General features: G+C 70.1%; 10 protein-coding genes. 7 read left to right on the forward strand and 3 right to left on the reverse strand.

Going from position 1 to position 17,758, the window contains the following annotated elements:
* Positions 1 to 78 precede the first annotated feature (78 nt).
* Positions 79 to 2,631, reverse strand: a complete 2,553-nt coding sequence (locus R2N01_RS08410) for a DUF3516 domain-containing protein (RefSeq protein ID WP_316670265.1) — start codon at positions 2,629 to 2,631, stop codon at positions 79 to 81.
* A gap of 75 nt (positions 2,632 to 2,706) precedes the next feature.
* Here R2N01_RS08410 and R2N01_RS08415 point away from each other — a divergent pair, with 75 nt between their 5' ends.
* The 7 genes from R2N01_RS08415 (at position 2,707) to R2N01_RS08445 (ending at position 15,007) form a co-directional block, all read left to right on the forward strand.
* Positions 2,707 to 3,366 carry a hypothetical protein gene (locus R2N01_RS08415; RefSeq protein ID WP_316670266.1) on the forward strand — a complete coding sequence of 220 codons (660 nt, stop codon included), beginning with the start codon at positions 2,707 to 2,709 and terminating at the stop codon, positions 3,364 to 3,366.
* A gap of 205 nt (positions 3,367 to 3,571) precedes the next feature.
* Positions 3,572 to 4,540, forward strand: a complete 969-nt coding sequence (locus R2N01_RS08420; RefSeq protein ID WP_316670267.1) for a C40 family peptidase — start codon at positions 3,572 to 3,574, stop codon at positions 4,538 to 4,540.
* Positions 4,541 to 4,624: 84 nt separating this feature from the next.
* On the forward strand, positions 4,625 to 6,301 hold the full coding sequence (gene pgi, locus R2N01_RS08425; protein ID WP_316670268.1) for a glucose-6-phosphate isomerase: 1,677 nt from the start codon (positions 4,625 to 4,627) through the stop codon (positions 6,299 to 6,301).
* 357 nt (positions 6,302 to 6,658) lie between these two features.
* Complete coding sequence (locus R2N01_RS08430; protein WP_316670269.1) at positions 6,659 to 7,507, forward strand: ATP-dependent Clp protease proteolytic subunit; 849 nt, start codon at positions 6,659 to 6,661, stop codon at positions 7,505 to 7,507.
* 1,305 nt (positions 7,508 to 8,812) lie between these two features.
* Positions 8,813 to 11,596: an FAD-binding and (Fe-S)-binding domain-containing protein gene (locus R2N01_RS08435; RefSeq protein WP_316670270.1), complete on the forward strand. Its 2,784-nt coding sequence runs from the start codon at positions 8,813 to 8,815 to the stop codon at positions 11,594 to 11,596.
* 209 nt (positions 11,597 to 11,805) lie between these two features.
* Positions 11,806 to 14,046, forward strand: coding sequence for an AAA domain-containing protein (locus tag R2N01_RS08440; protein WP_316670271.1), 2,241 nt, complete (start codon positions 11,806 to 11,808; stop codon positions 14,044 to 14,046).
* The gene (locus tag R2N01_RS08445; RefSeq protein ID WP_316670273.1) at positions 14,000 to 15,007 is read left to right on the forward strand and encodes an IS30 family transposase; all 1,008 of its coding nucleotides are present in this window, start codon (positions 14,000 to 14,002) and stop codon (positions 15,005 to 15,007) included. Before R2N01_RS08440 ends, R2N01_RS08445 begins: the two co-directional genes overlap by 47 nt.
* Positions 15,008 to 15,251: 244 nt before the next feature.
* Here the strand turns inward: R2N01_RS08445 and R2N01_RS08450 are convergent, their stop codons facing one another.
* Positions 15,252 to 16,112 carry a MerR family transcriptional regulator gene (locus tag R2N01_RS08450; protein ID WP_316670275.1) on the reverse strand — a complete coding sequence of 287 codons (861 nt, stop codon included), beginning with the start codon at positions 16,110 to 16,112 and terminating at the stop codon, positions 15,252 to 15,254.
* Between the two features lie 73 nt (positions 16,113 to 16,185).
* Positions 16,186 to 17,758, reverse strand: a 1,573-nt coding sequence (locus R2N01_RS08455; RefSeq protein WP_316670277.1) for an SMC family ATPase, incomplete at its 5' end; no start/stop codon positions are given.

Genomic DNA, 17,758 nt, shown 5'->3' on the forward strand with positions numbered 1-17,758 from the left:
GCCGCGGCGGCCGCCCATCTCGGTGTGTGCATGATCGCGTGCTCCTTCGGTCGAATGCTTCCCCGGCGCGGGCCCCGCTCACCGGCCCGCCGGACCGTCCGCGCGGCCGAAGCGCACGACGTGGACGATGAGGTCGTCGGCCTCGTCGCAGGCGTCCAGGTCGACCGTCGCGGTGATCGCCCAGTCGTGGTCGCCCTCGGGGTCGGCGATGATCTGGCGCACCGTCCAGACGCGGCTCGAGTCGTCGATCTGGAGGAGCTGCGGGCCGCGGGCGTCGGCGTCGGTCCCGATGTCGTCGTGCTCGTCCCAGTAGTCGCCCAGGGCGTCATCCCAGTCGTTGGGGCCGAAGCTCGCGGACGGATCGGACGCGTCGAGCGCGACCAGGGCGTCGACGTCGTCATCGGCGGCCAGCTGGACACGGCGGAACATCGCATTGCGCACCAGCACCCGGAAGGCCGTCCCGTTGGCCGACAGGGCGCGGTCGGGCCCGGACGTCTCCGCCTCGGGCTCCTCGCCGGGGACGTCGATGCCGGAGCCCAGCCGCGTCCACTCGTCGAGGAGCGACGAGTCGGTCATGCGCACGACCTGGCCGAGCCAGTCGAGGATCTCGTCGAGGTCGGGCGTGCGCGCGGCCAGCGGGACGGTCTGGCGCAGCGCGCGGAAGGCCTCCGACAGATAGCGCAGCACGGTGCCCTCGGAGCGCTGCACCTTGTAGAAGGCGCAGTACTCGCCGAAGGTCATGGCCCGCTCGTACATGTCGCGCACGACGGTCTTGGGATGCAGCGGGTACTCGGCCAGCCACGGGCGGGTGGCCGAGAACGCGATGAACGCCGCCTCGAGCTCGTCGGCGAGCGGCCGGGGGTGGCTGATGTCCTCGAGGGCCCGGGCGCGCTCCTGGAAGTCCATGCCGTCGGCCTTCATCTCGGCGATGGCCTCGCCCCGGGCGCGGCGCTCCTGGGCGCGCATGAGGGGCACCGGGTCCTCGAGCGTGGCCTCGATCGTGCTCACCGCGTCGAGCGCGTAGCCCTCGGCCCCGGGGTCGAGCAGCTCCAGCGCGGCCATGGCGAAGGCGCTGAGCGGCTGATTGAGCGCGAAGTCGTCCTGCAGCTCGGGGCTGAGGTCGTACCGGCGCCCGCCCGGCGTGGGCGACTCGCGGCGGACGATGACGCCGGCGGAGACCATCGATCGTCCCAGCTGGGCGGTCCGGCGCAGCAGCCGCGCGCGGATCCTCCGGTCGGTGACGCAGGCGTCGATGATGTGGGCCAGGGCCGTGCCGGTGTCCTCGTCGCGTCCGAGCAGGTTGAGGATCATCGAGCTGGTCACCCGCATGCGCGCGTGGAGCGTCTCGGGGACGGACTCGACGAGCTTGGTGAAGCTCGCCTCGGTGTAGTTGACGAAGCCCTCCGGCGGCTTCCTCCTGCGGACGCTCTTGAGCTTCTTGGGATCGTCGGCGAACTTCGCGGCGATGCGCGCGTTCTCGACCTGGTGCTCGGGGGCCTGGGCGACGACGTGACCGATCGTGTCGAAGCCCGCCCGCCCGGCCCGTCCGGCGATCTGGTGGAACTCGCGGCTGCGCAGGAGGCGCTGGCGGCGCCCGTCGAACTTGCTCAGCGAGGTGAACAGCACCGTGTGGATCGGCACGTTGATGCCGACGCCGAGGGTGTCGGTGCCGCAGATCACCGTGAGCAGGCCGCGCTGGGCCAGCTGCTCGACCAGGCGGCGGTACTTCGGCAGCATGCCGGCGTGGTGGACGCCGATGCCGTGGCGCAGCATCTTCGAGAGGGTGGCGCCGAAACCGGGCGCGAACCTGAAGCCGCCGATGGCCCCGACGATCTCGTGGCGCTGCTCGGCGCCGACGAGTTTGACGCTCATGAGCGCCTGGGCCTGCTCGGTCGCGAGCTTCTGGCCGGGGTGGACGATGTAGACCGGCGCCTGGCCCGTCTCGACGAGCTCGCCGATCGTCTCGTGCAGGGGGGTGATGGCCCAGCGGTAGGTGAGCGGCACCGGGCGCTCGGCGCCCGCGACGACCGAGGTGCCCCGGCCCGACCAGCCGGTCATGTCCCTCGACAGCCCGGTGACGTCGCCGAGCGTGGCGCTCATGACGACGAACTGGCAGCCGCCCAGCTCGGACAGGCCCACCTGCCAGGCCCAGCCGCGATCCGGGTCGGCGATGAAGTGGAACTCGTCCATGACGACCAGGTCGATGTCGGCCCCCGCGCCCTCGCGCAGGGCGATGTTGGCCAGGATCTCGGCCGTGCAGCAGATGATCGGGGCCTCGGGATTGACCGAGGCGTCACCGGTGACCATGCCGACCAGGTCGGCGCCGAAGATCTCGCAGAGCGCGAAGAACTTCTCGTTGACGAGGGCCTTGATCGGCGCCGTGTAGTAGCTGCGGCCGCGCGCGGCGAGCGTGACGAAGTGCGCCGCCGTGGCGATCAGCGACTTGCCCGAGCCCGTCGGCGTGGTGACGATCGCGTTGTCGCCGGCCAGCAGCGCCATGAGCGCATCGGCCTGGTGCGGGTACATCGACAGCCCCCGGCCGGCCATCCAGCCCTCGAAGGCGTCGAACAGCGCGTCCGGGTCGTGGGCGAGCGGGCCGGCGGGCAGCAGATCGGTCAGTGTCTGGGTCATCGCGGCCAGTCTAGGAGCGCGGGCCGGCCGGACCGGGGACGCGGGGCGCCAGTGCACCCGCCTAGACTTGGGCGCGTGAGCGGGACGACAGCGGACGGGGCCGACGGACGGCCCGCCGCGCCGCTGCCGCGCGAACTCGAACTCGTGCGGGCCCTGGTCGTCCTGCCCGACAGGGGCGTCGACAGGCTCATGCCGATCATCGAGGTGCTCGTCCAGGAGAGGCTGGACGTCGTGGCCGTCGAGCTCGGCGGCCGGAGCGACCTGGCGGCGCTCTTCTCCCTGTACGCCTTCCGCGCCTGCTTGGGCGCGGCCGGTGTGCTGAGTGCCGGTGACGCGCGCCGCGCGGTCGAGCTGGGCGCGGCCTTCGCGCTGTGCCCCGACCCGGACGACGAGGCCCTCGGCGTCCTCCGCGAGGGCGGTGTTCCCGTGATCTGCGAGGCGCTCACCCCTGGCGAGGTCCGCGCGGCCTGGCGCCGCGGGATCGCTGCCGTCGAGGTGAGGCCCGCCGACGTGATGGGGGACCGCTACCCCAAGGCGCTGCCCGCGATGGTGCCCGAGGCGCGCCTCATCGCCAGCGCCCAGGAGAGCAGGACCGCCCGCAGGTGGCTGAACGAGGGCGCGGTTGCAACCGATGTCACCGATCCGGTCCTCTCGCGGATTTTCGTCTCCGGCGATCACGCCTCGCTGCGCAGGCGTGCCGCCGAAGTGGTCGAGCGGCTGAGCCGTCATCGCTAGTCAGATACCCCTAGGTGCCGCCCCGGGATCCCTGGTTCTCTCAGGAACGCCGCGCATCGCAGCTCCGTCGGACCGGGGGACCGGTCAATTTCTGAGATCCTGAGAACCCGAAGTTGAAGTTTTCTCAGGAACGCGCGTATCGTGGAGCCCGTTCGGTGCGAGAGCACTGATCGCCCCCTGATGCGAACCTAGGAACGAGGAAGCTGTGACTGCACGTCGAGCTCTGCTGAACGACGGAATCGTCGAGACCGCTGAACCCGCTGCCGCCCCGCGCCGTGCCGTGATGCCCGCCCTGGCTGACATGGCCATCGAGTCCAACCGCCCGCAGGTCATCACCGGGCTGCACGCCGTTGACGGCGCCCGGGCCCGCGCCACCGCCAAGATCACCAAGATCGGCAGGAACCACCGTCGGGTCGCCGCGCCGGTCGCGGCCGTTGCGGCCGCTTCCGCCCTCGGTGTCATCTCCACTCTCGTCCCCGCCGCCGCGACGACCGATCCGGCCGGCGACGCCTCCTCCACCAGTGTCGGCGACACGGCCTTCAACGCCAACGCCTTCACCGCCGTCAGCGAGGGCCAGGCCTCCGCCGATGCCCTGAGCGCCGACATCGACGCCCTGGCCGCTCTGAGCGCCGGCATCGACTCCGCCGTCGCCGACTCCACCGTCAGGGCCGCCGACGGCGAGCAGGCCGCCAAGGACAAGGCCGCCGCCGCGGCCCTCGCCGAGCGGGAGGCCGCCGCCAAGGCCGCGTCCACCACTGCCGCGGACGCCGACACGTCGAGCGCCTCCTCGGCCTCCGGCTCGTCCTCGGCCACCGCCTCCAGCTCCTCCGCCCAGGCCGCTGTGGACTTCGCCCTCGCCCAGCTCGGCAAGCCGTACATCTACGGCTCCACCGGCCCCTCCGGCTACGACTGCTCCGGCCTGATGGTCGCCTCCTACGCGGCGGCCGGCGTCTCGATCCCCCGTACCACCTACGCCCAGATGGCCGGTCTGACCTCGGTGTCCACCAGCGACCTGCAGGTCGGCGATCTCGTCTTCTTCTACGGCGGCGGCCATGTCGGCATGTACATCGGCAACGGCCAGGTCGTCCACGCCCCCACGGAGGGCGATGTCGTCAAGATCGCCAGCATCAGCTCGATGGGCGGCGCCTCCAGCGCGGCCCGCGTCACCGGCTGATCGGCAGGGAATTCTTCGGCAATGTCCGCAGCCTCGCGCTGCGGACATTGCCATTAACGCCGGTCCGCGCCGTAGGCTGGGCCCATGAACTCCCCTGTTGATCCAACGACCACTGGCGCATGGGCAGAGCTCAGCCGGCTGCACGGCGAGCTGGCCGTCGATTTCCGCACCTGGTTCGCCGACGATCCGAGGCGCGCCGAGACCTACACGCTGACCGCCGGCGACCTGCTCGTCGACCTGTCCAAGAACTATCTCACCCCCGCCGTGTGCGACGCCCTCGTCCGCCTCGGCGAGCAGGTGGGGCTCGAGGCCCGCCGGGACGCGATGTACGCCGGCGAGCACATCAACACCACCGAGGACCGCGCGGTCCTGCACACCGCCCTGCGCCTGCCGCCCACCGAGCGGCTCGTCGTCGACGGCGAGGACGTCGTCGGCCAGGTGCACGAGGTGCTCAACCGGGAGATCGCCTTCGCCGAGAGGATCCGCTCCGGCGGGTGGACGGGCGTGACGGGCAAGCCGATCACCACCGTGATCAACATCGGCATCGGCGGCTCCGACCTGGGCCCCGTCATGGTCTACGAGGCGCTGAAGCCCTACAAGGCCGACGGCATCGAGTGCCGCTACATCTCGAACATCGATCCCGCCGACATGTACGAGAAGACCAGGGACGTCGACCCCGAGACGGTGCTGTTCATCGTCGCGTCGAAGACCTTCACCACGCTCGAGACCATGACGAACGCGCGCATGGCCAAGAACTGGCTGATCAACTCGCTCGAGAACTCGGGCGCCATCGAGCGCACCGTCACCGCCCGCGAGGAGGCCACCGCCAGGCACTTCGTGGCCGTCTCGACGGCCCTCGACAAGGTGGCCGAGTTCGGCATCGACCCGGCCAACGCCTTCGGCTTCTGGAACTGGGTGGGCGGCCGGTACTCGGTCGACTCCGCGGTCGGCCTGTCCGATCTCATCGCCGTCGGCCCCGAGAACTGGCGCGCCCTCCTCGACGGCTTCTGCACGATGGACCGGCACTTCGCCACGGCGCCGCTGGCCGGGAACGTGCCGGCCCTCATGGGTCTGCTCAACGTCTTCTACTCGAACTTCTACGGCGCCCAGTCCCACGCCGTGCTGCCGTACTCGCAGTACCTGCACCGGTTCCCGGCGTACCTGCAGCAGCTCACGATGGAGTCCAACGGCAAGTCGACCAGGTGGGACGCCAGCGCCGTCGTCAGCCAGACCGGCGAGGTCTTCTGGGGCGAGCCGGGCACCAACGGCCAGCACGCCTTCTACCAGCTGCTCCATCAGGGCACCCGCGTCATCCCGGCCGACTTCATCGGCTTCGCCAACCCCGCGCACGCGCTGCACGAGGGCGGCAGCGACGTGCACGCGCTGTTCATGTCGAACTTCTTCGCCCAGACCAAGGCCCTGGCCTTCGGCAAGACGGCCGACGAGGTGCGCGCCGAGGGCTGCGACGAGGCCATCGTCCCGGCCCGCGTGTTCAGCGGCAACCGTCCGACCACGTCGATCCTGGCCCCCGAGCTCAGCCCCAGGGTGCTCGGCGAGCTCATCGCCCTGTACGAGCACATCACCTTCACCGAGGGCGCCGTGTGGGGCATCAACTCGTACGACCAGTGGGGCGTCGAGCTGGGCAAGAAGCTGGCCCTGCAGATCGCGCCGGCGCTGAGCGGCGACGAGCGGGCGCTCGAAGCCCAGGACGGCTCCACCCGCGGTCTCATCGAGGGCTATCTGCGCCTGCGCAGGGGCTGATGGCCCGGCGCGGGGATGCCGCGGGCGGGCGACGGCGACCCGGTGCCGGAGCCGTTCTCGGAGAGCCCTGAGCATCCGCGACGGGATGCGAGACGGCTGCGAGGAGGGCGGGCCGAGTTCTTGTCGGTGTTGACGCGTACGCTGTGGTCTAAGGAGAGGGGACATTGACATGATGAGAGAGAGCGGGACTGCGGGAGATTCTGTGCTGCATGATCCTCGTGTCCGTGCTGAACGCGACGGGAAGGGTGAGCCCCGCTGGCAGGACCAGGTCCGAGCGGCGATGGAGGCTCGTCGCCGGGGGGCGCGGCTTCGTGAGGGCAAACCCAAGAGCTTTCGCCCGGTGGTGGGCAGGATCTGATGCCCGACCACACCCCGCTGTTCCGTGCCGAGCACTCTGATCGGTACGAGCGGCAAGAGCTCATCTGCGAGTACCAAAAGCTCACAGGAGCTGGGCTCATCGTTGTGGTTGATCAGATCACGCCCACGAACATGACCGTGCTCGAGGAGCTTCTCTTCGACTGCGACCCCGCCAAGGACCTGCACCTTCTCCTGTCTTCTCCGGGAGGCGACGGGGAGACGGCTCTACGCATGGTGCGGTCGCTGCAGCAGCGTTGTCGAGAGCTCACGGTGATCGTGCCCGACATGGCCAAGAGTGCGGCGACAATCGTGTGTCTTGGGGCGCACCACATTCTCATGGGGCCAGGCGGTGATCTCGGACCGATCGATCCGCAGATGCTGTTTCTCGGCGGTGACGGGAAACGCACTGCGGCCGCCAGTGCGAAGGAGATTGTCGCGGCGGTCGCTGAGGCTGAAGAACGCATTAAGGTCAATCCCGATTCCTTCACTCTATTCGCCTCGTTGTTGTCTGATGTCAACATGCTCATGGTCGAGCAAGCAAAGGCTGCCCTGTCGCGTTCCGAGGCACTGATGCAGGAGGCCCTGCGTGCTCAAGGACGCGAGGAAGAGGAGGTGGAGGCGTTGGCCTCCAAACTCAAGGAGCCACTCATTGATGCTCCTTCGAGCCACTCGGCAGTGATCTCGGTCGACCATGCTGTTGATTACGGTCTTCCAGCTGAGCGAGCAGACGTGGCCAGCGAACAGTGGCAGCTGATCTGGAGGCTTTGGACGCGGTATTTCGCCATGGGCTGTTGGCCGATGGGCGAACGCGCCATTTACGAGGGTGCGCGTGCCTCGCATGCCGGCTAGGTGTGCTTTCTGGGGGCGTTGGCTTGTCGGATTGTGGGTGGTTGTTTTTGCAGGTCGTTGTCAGCCGGGTTCCCACAGGCGGTCGCCCGTGGGGATCTGTGGTGGCTGTGGGAATGGGTCCGGTTGGCCGGGGGATCTTCGGTGTTCTGGCGCTGAGGGGTGGTAGTGGGTGTGGCGTAATGGAGCGGGAGCGTCCGGTCTTGTCGTTGGTCTGCGGCCAGCATGGCCGGGTTTTCCTGCACTTGGATGCCGGGCTGGTCGCGGGCCTGCTCTACGAGCGTGGCTTATAGGCCGAGTCGTTGTCGGACAGCACACGCTTGACGGTGAGGCCCGGGCGGAGAATCTTGGCTGCGGTCGGTGCCGTTTCATTGTCATGGGACTGGGAGTGGACGATGCGGGAGTGATCGTCGGTCATGCAATGGACGAGGTGTGAATGGGTCTGGACTGGTCGTAAGCGTTCTTTCCGTGGTTCTGGATTCCTTGTCTGTTCCGGTTGCCCTGCTGCCGGCCGGCGGGGTGCCGACCCCCGGTTGTCGGGGATGTTGCCGGGCTTGTCCGCATCGACGCGGATCAGTGAGCCGGGACGATCGTGCTTGCGCCGTCGGATCGGTTCGCCGGTGGCTTGGTCACAGGCCGACAGTCGATTGAGGCAGCGCGAGGTCAGGATCCGTCCGGGCGTTGAGGGCGCGGGGCTGAGCCGGGTTTGGCCGGCCCTTCCCGCAATCGTAGTTGCAGACTCACGCAGTGCTTGACTACCCGGATCGGGGTCTTGTTCGGGCTGTAGTGGGGCCTCGAGGAGCGATCCTGCATGGATTCGTCGGCCTGATACCGCTTCCCGGTGTTTCACCGTGGGCCAAGGCACCTGGGTACGGGCAGCGGCCTCGCAGATCGGCACGTCGTTGTCGACGACGGGTCCGGCGAGGATCAGACGGCGTCCGGGAGTCAGCGCTGCGTCAGCGCAGGGCACGAGAGGATTTCTGCAGTAGCTGGAACATCGATGCGATGAACCCCACTCGACCAGCAGAACTCTCTTAAACGCCTGGATCACAACCCTTCAACCAATCTGCTCAGGCGGCACACTTGGCCCCGCGACAGGCGTCGCCGACCCGCCCGTTCGGCCTCTGGCAGGATGACTCGTCATGCCGCCGAGCGCGGCTCACCGGGTTCTGGCTACGGGGGAGCAGTTTTCCGAGAAAATACGGACCCCACCGGTCCCTATTCGGCGTCATGGGGCTATCGTCGGTGCTGAGAGGCAACGGCACGGCCGGCGTCGACGATTGGGCCGGCCCTTCCCGAGGAGGCGAGATGTCGTCCACCACCAGCAGCAAGGAGGCCGGCGCGACCCGGCTGATCGACCGCATCGGCATGGCCCACGACGCGTCGCACTACCTGCTCATCCCCGAGGTGGTGATCACCGCCGCCGATGCGGCCCACGTCGCCTCGGTGATGGCGCGGGCCCGCTGCGACGGCCGGCACGTCACCTTCCGCGCCGGCGGCACCAGCCTGTCCGGCCAGGCGCTGAGCGATTCGATCCTGCTCGACGTGCGCAAGAACTTCCGCGGCGTCACCGTGCTCGACGGCGGCGAGCGCGTCCGCTGCCAGCCCGGCGCCACGATCCTCAACATCAATGCGCACCTGGCCCGCTACGGCCGCAAGCTCGGTCCCGACCCGGCGTCCTCGCGCGCCGCGACCATCGGCGGGGTCATCGCCGACAACTCGTCGGGCATGAGCTGCGGCACCCAGCTGAACTCGTACCGCACCGTCGAGTCGATGGTCATCGTGCTGCCCGGCGGCACCATCGTCGACACCTCCTCTCCGAGCGCCGACGAGTACCTGCACCGCGCCGAACCCGAGCTGTGGGAGGGCCTGGCCGCCCAGCGCGACCGCCTGCGCGCCAGCCCCGAGGCGGTGGCGAAGATCCGCCAGCAGTACGCCATGAAGAACACCATGGGCTACGGCGTCAACTCCTTCCTCGACTACGACGAGCCGGTGCGCATCCTCGAGCACCTCATGATCGGCTCGGAGGGCACGCTGGGCTTCGTCGCCGAGGTGACGCTGCGCACCGTCCCGATCCAGCCCCACGCCGCCACCGCGCTGCTCATCACGCCCGAGCTGAGCGTGGCCACCGACGCCCTGGAGGACCTCATCGCCAACGGCGCCAAGTGCCTCGAGCTCATGGACGCCGCCAGCCTGCGCGTCGTCCAGGAGTACCCCGAGGCGACCCCCGAACTGGCGGCCCTCGCCGTGCGCGAGGACTCCGGCCTGCTCATCGAGGCCCTGGCCGACTCCGAGCAGGAGCTCGTCGAGCGCATGGACGCCCTCAACTCGGTGCTGGGCGGTCTGCCGATCGCCGACCCGCCGCGCTTCACCAAGGACCCGCGCGAGCGCGCCAATCTGTGGCAGCTGCGCAACGGCCTGTACACCTCGGTGGCCGGTTCGCGCCCGGCCGGCACGACGAACCTGCTGGAGGACATCGCCGTCCCGGTAGGCGATCTGACCGCCCAGAGCGAGGACCTGCGCAGGATCTTCGCCGCCAACGGATTCGACGAGGCCGTCATCTTCGGCCACGCCAAGGACGGCAACATCCACTTCATGGTCACCTGCGACTGGAACGATCCGCGCGACATCGAGCGCTACGAGGCGTTCACCGAGGACATGGTCTCCTCGGTGCTGGGTCACAACGGCACGCTGAAGGCCGAGCATGGCACGGGCCGCGTCATGGCCGCCTATGTCGAGCGCCAGTGGGGCCCTGAGATCTACGACGTCATGAGGGCCGTGCGCCGCCTGGCCGACCCGAGTGCCGTGCTCAACCCGGGCACGATCATCACGGACGACCCGCGGATCCACATGAAGCACTTCAAGATGATGCCGCCGGTGGACGGCTTCATCGACCGCTGCGTCGAGTGCGGCTACTGCGAGCCCACCTGCCCGTCGAAGGACCTCACCCAGACCCCGCGCCGCCGTATCGCGCTGCTGCGCTCGATGAAGGTGCTCTCGCCCGAGGCCGCTGCCGACATCCGCAGGGACTACGCCTACGAGGGCGTCGACACCTGCGCCGCCGACTCGCTGTGCCTGCTGGCCTGCCCGCTGCGCATCGACACCGGCAGGTTCATGAAGCGCTTCCGCGCAGCCCGCCACTCCAGCCCGTACAAGGCCGTCATGGATGCCGCGGCCAAGGGCTGGGGCCCGGTCGTGTCGGTACTGCAGGCGGCGCTGAACGTCGTCGACAAGGTGCCGAGCCCCGTCATGACCGGTGTGACGACGGCGGCCCGCGCCGTACTGCCGAAGGACGTCATTCCGCTCGTGGGCGACGACCTGCCGGCCGGCGGCCCCAGGAGACCGGAGGCCCGCAGGACGCCGGCCGACGACTTCGTGCTCTTCTCCAGCTGCATGGGCGCCCTGTTCGCCCCGGCCGAGCACAGCCGCGGCGGCGGCGCCGGCGCGAGCTTCGCCCGGCTCGTCGAGAGGGCCGGCCTGCACGCCCGCGTGCCCGAGGGCCTCAAGGGGCTGTGCTGCGGCACCGTGTGGGTCTCGAAGGGCTTCACCGACGGCGCCGACGAGATGGCCCGCCGCGTGTACGCCTCGCTGTGGGAAGCGACCGAGCACGGCCGCCTCCCTGTGGTCTGCGACGCCGCCAGCTGCACCCACGGCCTGCACGAGACCGGCAACCACCTGAGCGGTGCGGCGGCCGAGAACTGGCGGAAGGTCACGATTTACGACGCGACCACCTATGTGGCCAGGTTCGTGCTCGACAGGATCCGGCCGGCATCGAGGGCCGGTTCGATCGTGATCCACCCGAGCTGCTCGATGCGTCACCTGGACTGCGTGGACGACACGGTGGCCTGCGCCGAGTTCGTGAGCGACGACGTGACCGTGCCGGTCAACGCCGGGTGCTGCGCCTTCGCCGGCGACCGGGGCCTGCTGCACCCGGAGCTGACGGCCTCGGCCACCCGCGCGGAGACCGCCGAGGTCAATGAGTGCGAGTACGACGAGTACGTCTCGGCCAATCGCACCTGCGAGCTCGGCATGAGCCGAGCGACCGGTCACGAGTACCGGCACGTTCTGGAGGTCGTCGCCGAGCACGTGTGAGCCGCCGGCCCGGGGGCGGTTCCCCGGCGGCCGCACCGAAAACCGGGCGCGGATGCCCCTGCTTCCTCGGCGCGAGCCCTCCCCCCGGCCGCCTGCCCTCGGAGCCGATCCGTGGATCCGGGCCCCATCCGGCGCAGTGCGGGGGCGCCGCGGCCCCGGGGCGGGAACCGCGCGATGGCAGGGAACTGGCCTGGCAGCACACGGTGTACATGGGCGTCTACGAGTTGGAGGATGTCTACGAGCGGCTTCACCGGGTGTTCGAGGACGACGCGGACGCATACGACGAACGGCGCAGCGCGCGCAGCGCATGCGCGGGGCTGGTGATCGACCAGGAGGGGCGACTCGTCCCGAGATCAGCAGTGCTGTCCTCGGCGCTGTGGGCCGTCGCGCGCATCGAGAACCCCGGTCCCCGGAACCCCGGCTGGGCGGGAGGATTCCCGCTGGCTCAGGGAATCTTCGACGATGCCGTGACCAGGTACGAGAACGATCGTCTCGGGCGGGGGCGGCACCAGAGCCCTGCTCATGGCGCGCGATCGATCCGCGACCTGCTCCGGATCGCGCAGCGAGTCTCGGGCATCGCCGACGTGGTCGGTCTCTCCACCGACGGGATCGTCGTCGAGTCCAAGGTCGTCCCCCTGCGCCGCTCCGACGAGAACCCGGACACCGACTTCCTCAACAGCTTCTACCTGGAGGACCTGGGCACCGTCCGCGACCACGTGATCGGCGACGACATGACCGGCAGCGCGCCGGCCGCGTACCTCACGGGGGACCGCAGCCTGGACACGAGGCACCGGGTGGACGTCATGGCGGACCCCGAGACCGTGAACACCGGCGCATTGATCGATCGCCTTCCTCGTGGGCGCTGGCCGTCCGATCCGAGGCACGGGCTGGCGCTGAGCCAGCAGTTCGCCGTCAACCGGGCGTTGAACGACCTGGCCCCCTCGCGCGGGCTGATGGGGGTGAACGGCCCGCCCGGCACTGGGAAGACCACGATGCTGCGCGACATCCTGGCCGGCAACGTGGTCGAGCGCGCCCGGCGCCTGGCATCGCTGCCGCGAGCCGGGGAGGCGTTCATCCCGGGCCCGTACACCTGGAACACGCGGGATGGATACCGGCGCAGAGTCCCACGGCTCCGCCCCGAACTGACCGGATTCGAAATGGTCATCGCCTCGGGCAACAATGCCGCTGTCGAGAACGTGACCACCGAGATACCGGTGAAAGACGCCATGGACCGGCGTTGGCAGGACAAGGCCGACTACTTCGGAGACATCGCCTCTGCGGTGCTCCGGGAAACGATGGGGGACGAGCAGAAGACCGACGCCCTCCTGGCATGGGGCATCATCGCGGCCAGACTGGGCAACAAGCGCAACCGGGACAGGTTCCACTCATCCTTCTGGTTCGACAGGACCACGAAGGGCGCGAGCGGACGGCCCGTCGACGGCATCTGGCGGATGCAATCCCGGCTCAAGCAGTGGCGCGACGGCACCGTCCCTCACAAGGGCTGGGACCAGGCCCGCCAGGACCTCCTGGCCAACACGGCGCGCGACATGCTCGATGGGCTCCGCGCGGCCTGCGACGTCGTCGCCGTCGGCGACCCGCTTCAACTTCAGCCCATAGTGACGGTCCCGCAGAAGGCGCAGCGCGACATCGCGGCGACGCGCCGGATCTCCCCGACCTGGATCCCGCCCAGGGCTTCCGTCCAGACCCTTGCCGACCGCATCTCCCGGTACGGCACATGGCTGCCCCAAGGGGAGGAACGGGTATGGGTCGGCGCACCGCTGAGAGTCCACCGCCGCTGCGACGAACCCATGTTCTCCCTGTGCAACTGGATCGCCTACAACGGCATCATGATCAATGGTGTTCACCGCGTCCTCGACGACCCGGAAAGACCCGACCCGTTCGATTCGCCCGGCCATCCCGTGGTCGGACCGAGCTGCTGGGTCGATGAACCCGCTCCCACTCCGGGGAGCCATCTCCAGGAGAACCAGATCGCCCGCTTCGAGAGGATGCTCGGGGACCTCGCCGGGCAGGGCGTCGGAGCATCGGACGTCATCGCCGTCTCACCGTTCCGCGATGTCGCGGACCGGCTCAGATCCTTGATACCCCGGCACCCCGGATTGCAGGCCGGCACGATCCACACCGCCCAGGGGCGGGAGGCGCCGGTCGTCGTCCTCGTCCTGGGCGGGGACCCGAGCAGTCCCGGTGCCAAGAAATGGGCGGCATCCACCGTCAACCTGGTCAACGTCGCGGCCAGCCGCGCCGAACGCCGTCTCTACGTGATCGGTGACCGCGCTTCGTGGGAGAGGTACAACTACTTCCGCGATCTCTCCGAGTTCCTGGGTGGTGTCATAGGGTCGTGGCAACAGTGCTTGTCGGGTCGGGGGTGTTGGTGTGAGGCGTCGGGTGCTGGCGGTTGTCGATCGGGCCGCGATCGCGGAGGGGCTCGATGAGGGCTGTTCGTTCCGGGAGATCGCTCGGCGGATCGGTCGGGATGTGCCGGTGGTGTCACGGGAAGTGAAACGCAACGGTGACCAGGGCCAGTACCGGTGCGTGGCCGCGGATACGATGGCCGGACGGCGGCGCAGACGCGCGAGGATCCGTGAAATCGATGGTGATCCGGTGTCGAAGCATCGTGTGTCGGCTGATCCTCGCCGGTCCCGCGCACCCGGGCAGATCGCCGGCCGGCTACGGGCCGAGGCCGGCGATGCCAGGCTCGAGCCGTGCAAGGGCTCCCCACCGGCCCGAGGAGCGAGGGCGTCCCGCGAGGCGATCCGCACGTGGATCTGCGCGACGCCGAAGAAGACGCTGCGCGAGCACGGGATCGTGCCGGCCTCGGAACGCACCCGCCGCCTCCCGCGCCGGCGACCGGGGCACCGTGGCGCCCCGATCATCGGCATGGCCGGCATCGATGAGCGCCCCGAGGCGGCCCGGGGCCGACGAGTGCCGGGGCACTGGGAAGGCGACGTGATCATCGGCGCCCGGGGCGCGAGCGCGGCGATCACCCTGGTCGGACGCACGACCCGGTTCACCGCTGTCCTCGCCCTGCCGGAGGGCAAGGACTCCGGCAGGGCGCGCGAGGCCCTGATCGACTGCGTCACCGGGCCGCCCGGGTCGATGAAGGGAACCCTGACCCGGGACCGGGGCGGCGAGACGGCCCGGCACGCCGCACTCACGATGGCGACCGGGCTACCGGTCTGCTTCGCTCACCCCCGCAGCCCGTGGGAACGCGGCGGCAACGGGAGCACCAACCGACTGATCCGCGAGTACCTGCCCAAGGGCACCCCCATCCCCCGGCACCGGCCCTGCCTCGCCGCCATCGCCGAAGAACTCAACGAACGACCCCGGGCCACCCTCGGATGCCTCACCCCACGAGAAGCCTTCCAACAACTCCTCGCTGCTCCCACCACTTGACACCGCCCTGTCCGAGAACGGTGAGCGGCCCGCTCCTCCCCTCCCCGCCGGGGAGGGCCGTGGGCCAGCGCGCCGGGGAATCCCTTGACGCGGGGGACGGGATCACCGGGTCCCTCGACAAGGCCGTTCGCCCTGCCTGGTGACGCCTGCGAGCCGCGCGGTGCGGTCCGGCGGCGGTTCGTGCGACGAAGAGGGCGGGCCGCGCAGTGACGGGAATCACCGCGCGGCCCGCTGCTCCTCTTCCTCACCCCTCGATCGGGAAGCAGACCTGGGTGCGCCAGGTGCCCGGGTCCGGGTTGTGGGCGGGGCCGACGAGATAGCGCTCGAAGGAGAACCCGGTGATCGTCAGGCCCCGCTCGCCGATCTCGTGCAGGAGCCCCGTGTAGACCTCGGAGATCCCCTCGTACGAGCCCTTGTGCTCGGCCATGAGGACGGTCTGCTCGGGAACCCTGCGGCAGCTCAGCGGCGCGGCCACCTCGACCGGGGCGGCGACGACCTCCCAGACCTCGACGTCGACGTCGTGCTCGACGTAGCCGTCCTCGTAGAAGGTCGCCCCGCAGGGATCACCGGTCAGGGCGGCGCCGGTGGCGGCGAGGACCCCGTGGAGCTGGGTCTCGAACTCGCCGAACAGGGCGCCCTCGTCCCGGTACGTGGCGATGGTCCCGCGACGGGCGATGATCGTGTGCGCCGGGATCGTGAGCGTCGTGCCGGGAACGGTCTGGGTGGTCATGATGGGTTCCTTTCGGTGATGGAGCAGCGCGAGCGTCTGCTCGCGCCGGCGCCCGAGTTCCCCGGCCTCGGCCTCCAAACGCTCGAGATGGCGTTCCAGCGCCGGGCGCCAGATGCTCTCGTCGTCGGACAGGAGCGCGGGCAGGGCCAGAGCGATCTCGTCCAGGCCGAGGCCCGCGTCCCGCAGGCGGCGCAGCATCACGGCGGGGCCGAGCTCGTCCTGCGAGTAGTACCGGTAGCCGTTCCAGGGGTCGACGTCGCCCGGGCGCAGCAGGCCGAGACGGTCGTAGTGCCTCAGCATCCTGGCGCTCAGCCGCGTCATCCTGGAGAACTGGCCGATGGTCCAGCGCGCTGCGGCTGGGTCTTCCTCAGGCATGTGCCCACCTTCCGGCTTGTCACGGTGTCAAGGTCAAGAACGTTTGCGGGGCGCACGTGCTCTCCGCCCCGCATCAGCTCGTCGTGGCGAGGGTGGACGTGCCGTCGCCCCTGGCCCGCACGCTCACCCGTTCGGCGATGCGCTGCTTCATCTCGGTGACGTGGCTGATCACGCCGACGCAGCGGCCTCCGGCGCGCAAGCGCTCCAGCTGGGCCATCACCATGTCCAGGGCCTCCGGGTCGAGGCTGCCGAAACCCTCGTCGATGAAGAGGCTGTCGAGCTCGATGCCGCCGGCCTCGCTCGTCACCGTGTCGGACAGACCCAGCGCCATCGACAGCGAGGCCAGGAAGGTCTCCCCGCCCGACAGTGTGCGCGGGTCGCGCTCGGTATCGACGGGCGCATGATCGACGACGACCAGCCCCAGGCCCTGACGGCGGCCCCGGCCCTCGCGCTCATCCGTCCTGCGCAGGCTGTAGCGGCCGTGCGTCATCACCTCGAGGCGCTCGTTCGCCCGGTCGATGACCTGCTCGAAACGGTGCCTCAGCACGAACGTCGGCAGCGTGATGCCCGCCAGGTTCCGCTTGCCGGTGGCATTGGCCAGCTCTGCCATGCGCACATAGGGCTCGACCTGCGGCCCGATGCGTTCGTACGCGGACAGCGCCCGGCTCAGGCGTCCGGCGGCCTCGGTGCTGCGCGACAGCTGCCCGGCGGCCTCGCCGAGACGCTGCTGGGCCTGCCGGGCCAGCTCCTCCGCCCGCTCGGCCGCCGCGTCGAGGGCCTCCAGATCGGGTTCGGGCGCCCTTGCCGCGGCCTGAAGCCGCGGGTCGGCCAGCCGCGCCGCCAGGTCGGCGGTACGGGCGTCGTAGCCGGTCAGCCGGTCGGTCAGGGCCGCCAGCTCCGCGTCGGGCAGAACGGCTTCGCGCACCTGTGCCGGGTCGTTCCCGAAGCCCTCCTGCGCCATCGCGGCCAGGGCGGTGGAGCGGTGCGCCGCGTATGCCTGGCGCGCCGTGGACAGCACCTCGAGGGCGCGCTGGAGCGCCTGGATCGAGCGGGTCTTCGCGGCGAGCGACTCGGCCCGGGCGGTGACGCTCGGGAAGTCCCCGCGGGCGGAGCGGATCCTGGCCTGGTCCTCGGCGATGCCGGCCTGTGAGGTCTTGACGGATTCTGCCAGCTGGGCCTGCCGGGCGACGAGCGAGCTGATCGTGCCGGAGGCTCTGTCGGCGTCCTGCCCGAGCCGCTGGACGAGCGCGCCCAGCTGCCTGCGCCGATTCGCCGCGCCGGTGGCCCTCCGCACCGCCTCGTCCGCACTGGCGAGGGCCTCTCCGGCCTCGTCGGCGGTCAGGCCGCCGCCCAGTTCCTGCTGCTCGGCCAGGTGCCCGGCCAGGGCATCGCACGCAGCAGTGGCCTTCGTCAGGGCCCGCTCGTCGGATGCGGCCCGCCGGCTCAGCGCCTCGACGTCCTGCCGGGTCGGGGCGCCGCCCGGACGCGTCGCGGGACGGGGGTGCTCGGGCGAACCGCATACCGGGCACGGCCTGCCCTCCGCCAGCTCGACGGCCAGCTCGCCGGCCAGAGCGGCGAGCCAGCGCGAGCGGGCGCTTCCGTGCTCGGCCCGGGACGCCTCGGCGGCCCCTCGTGCCTCGGCCTCG

The organism is uncultured Propionibacterium sp., assembly GCF_963539965.1.
Taxonomy (GTDB): domain Bacteria; phylum Actinomycetota; class Actinomycetes; order Propionibacteriales; family Propionibacteriaceae; genus Propionibacterium.

Bases quoted from the DNA above. Each gene is read 5' to 3' on its own strand.
- R2N01_RS08410 (WP_316670265.1), bottom strand. From the start codon at position 2,631: ATGACCCAGACACTGACCGATCTGCTGCCCGCCGGCCCGCTCGCCCAC.
- pgi (WP_316670268.1), top strand. From the start codon at position 4,625: ATGAACTCCCCTGTTGATCCAACGACCACTGGCGCATGGGCAGAGCTC.
- R2N01_RS08430 (WP_316670269.1), top strand. From the start codon at position 6,659: ATGCCCGACCACACCCCGCTGTTCCGTGCCGAGCACTCTGATCGGTAC.
- R2N01_RS08435 (WP_316670270.1), top strand. From the start codon at position 8,813: ATGTCGTCCACCACCAGCAGCAAGGAGGCCGGCGCGACCCGGCTGATC.
- R2N01_RS08440 (WP_316670271.1), top strand. From the start codon at position 11,806: ATGGGCGTCTACGAGTTGGAGGATGTCTACGAGCGGCTTCACCGGGTG.
- R2N01_RS08450 (WP_316670275.1), bottom strand. From the start codon at position 16,112: ATGCCTGAGGAAGACCCAGCCGCAGCGCGCTGGACCATCGGCCAGTTC.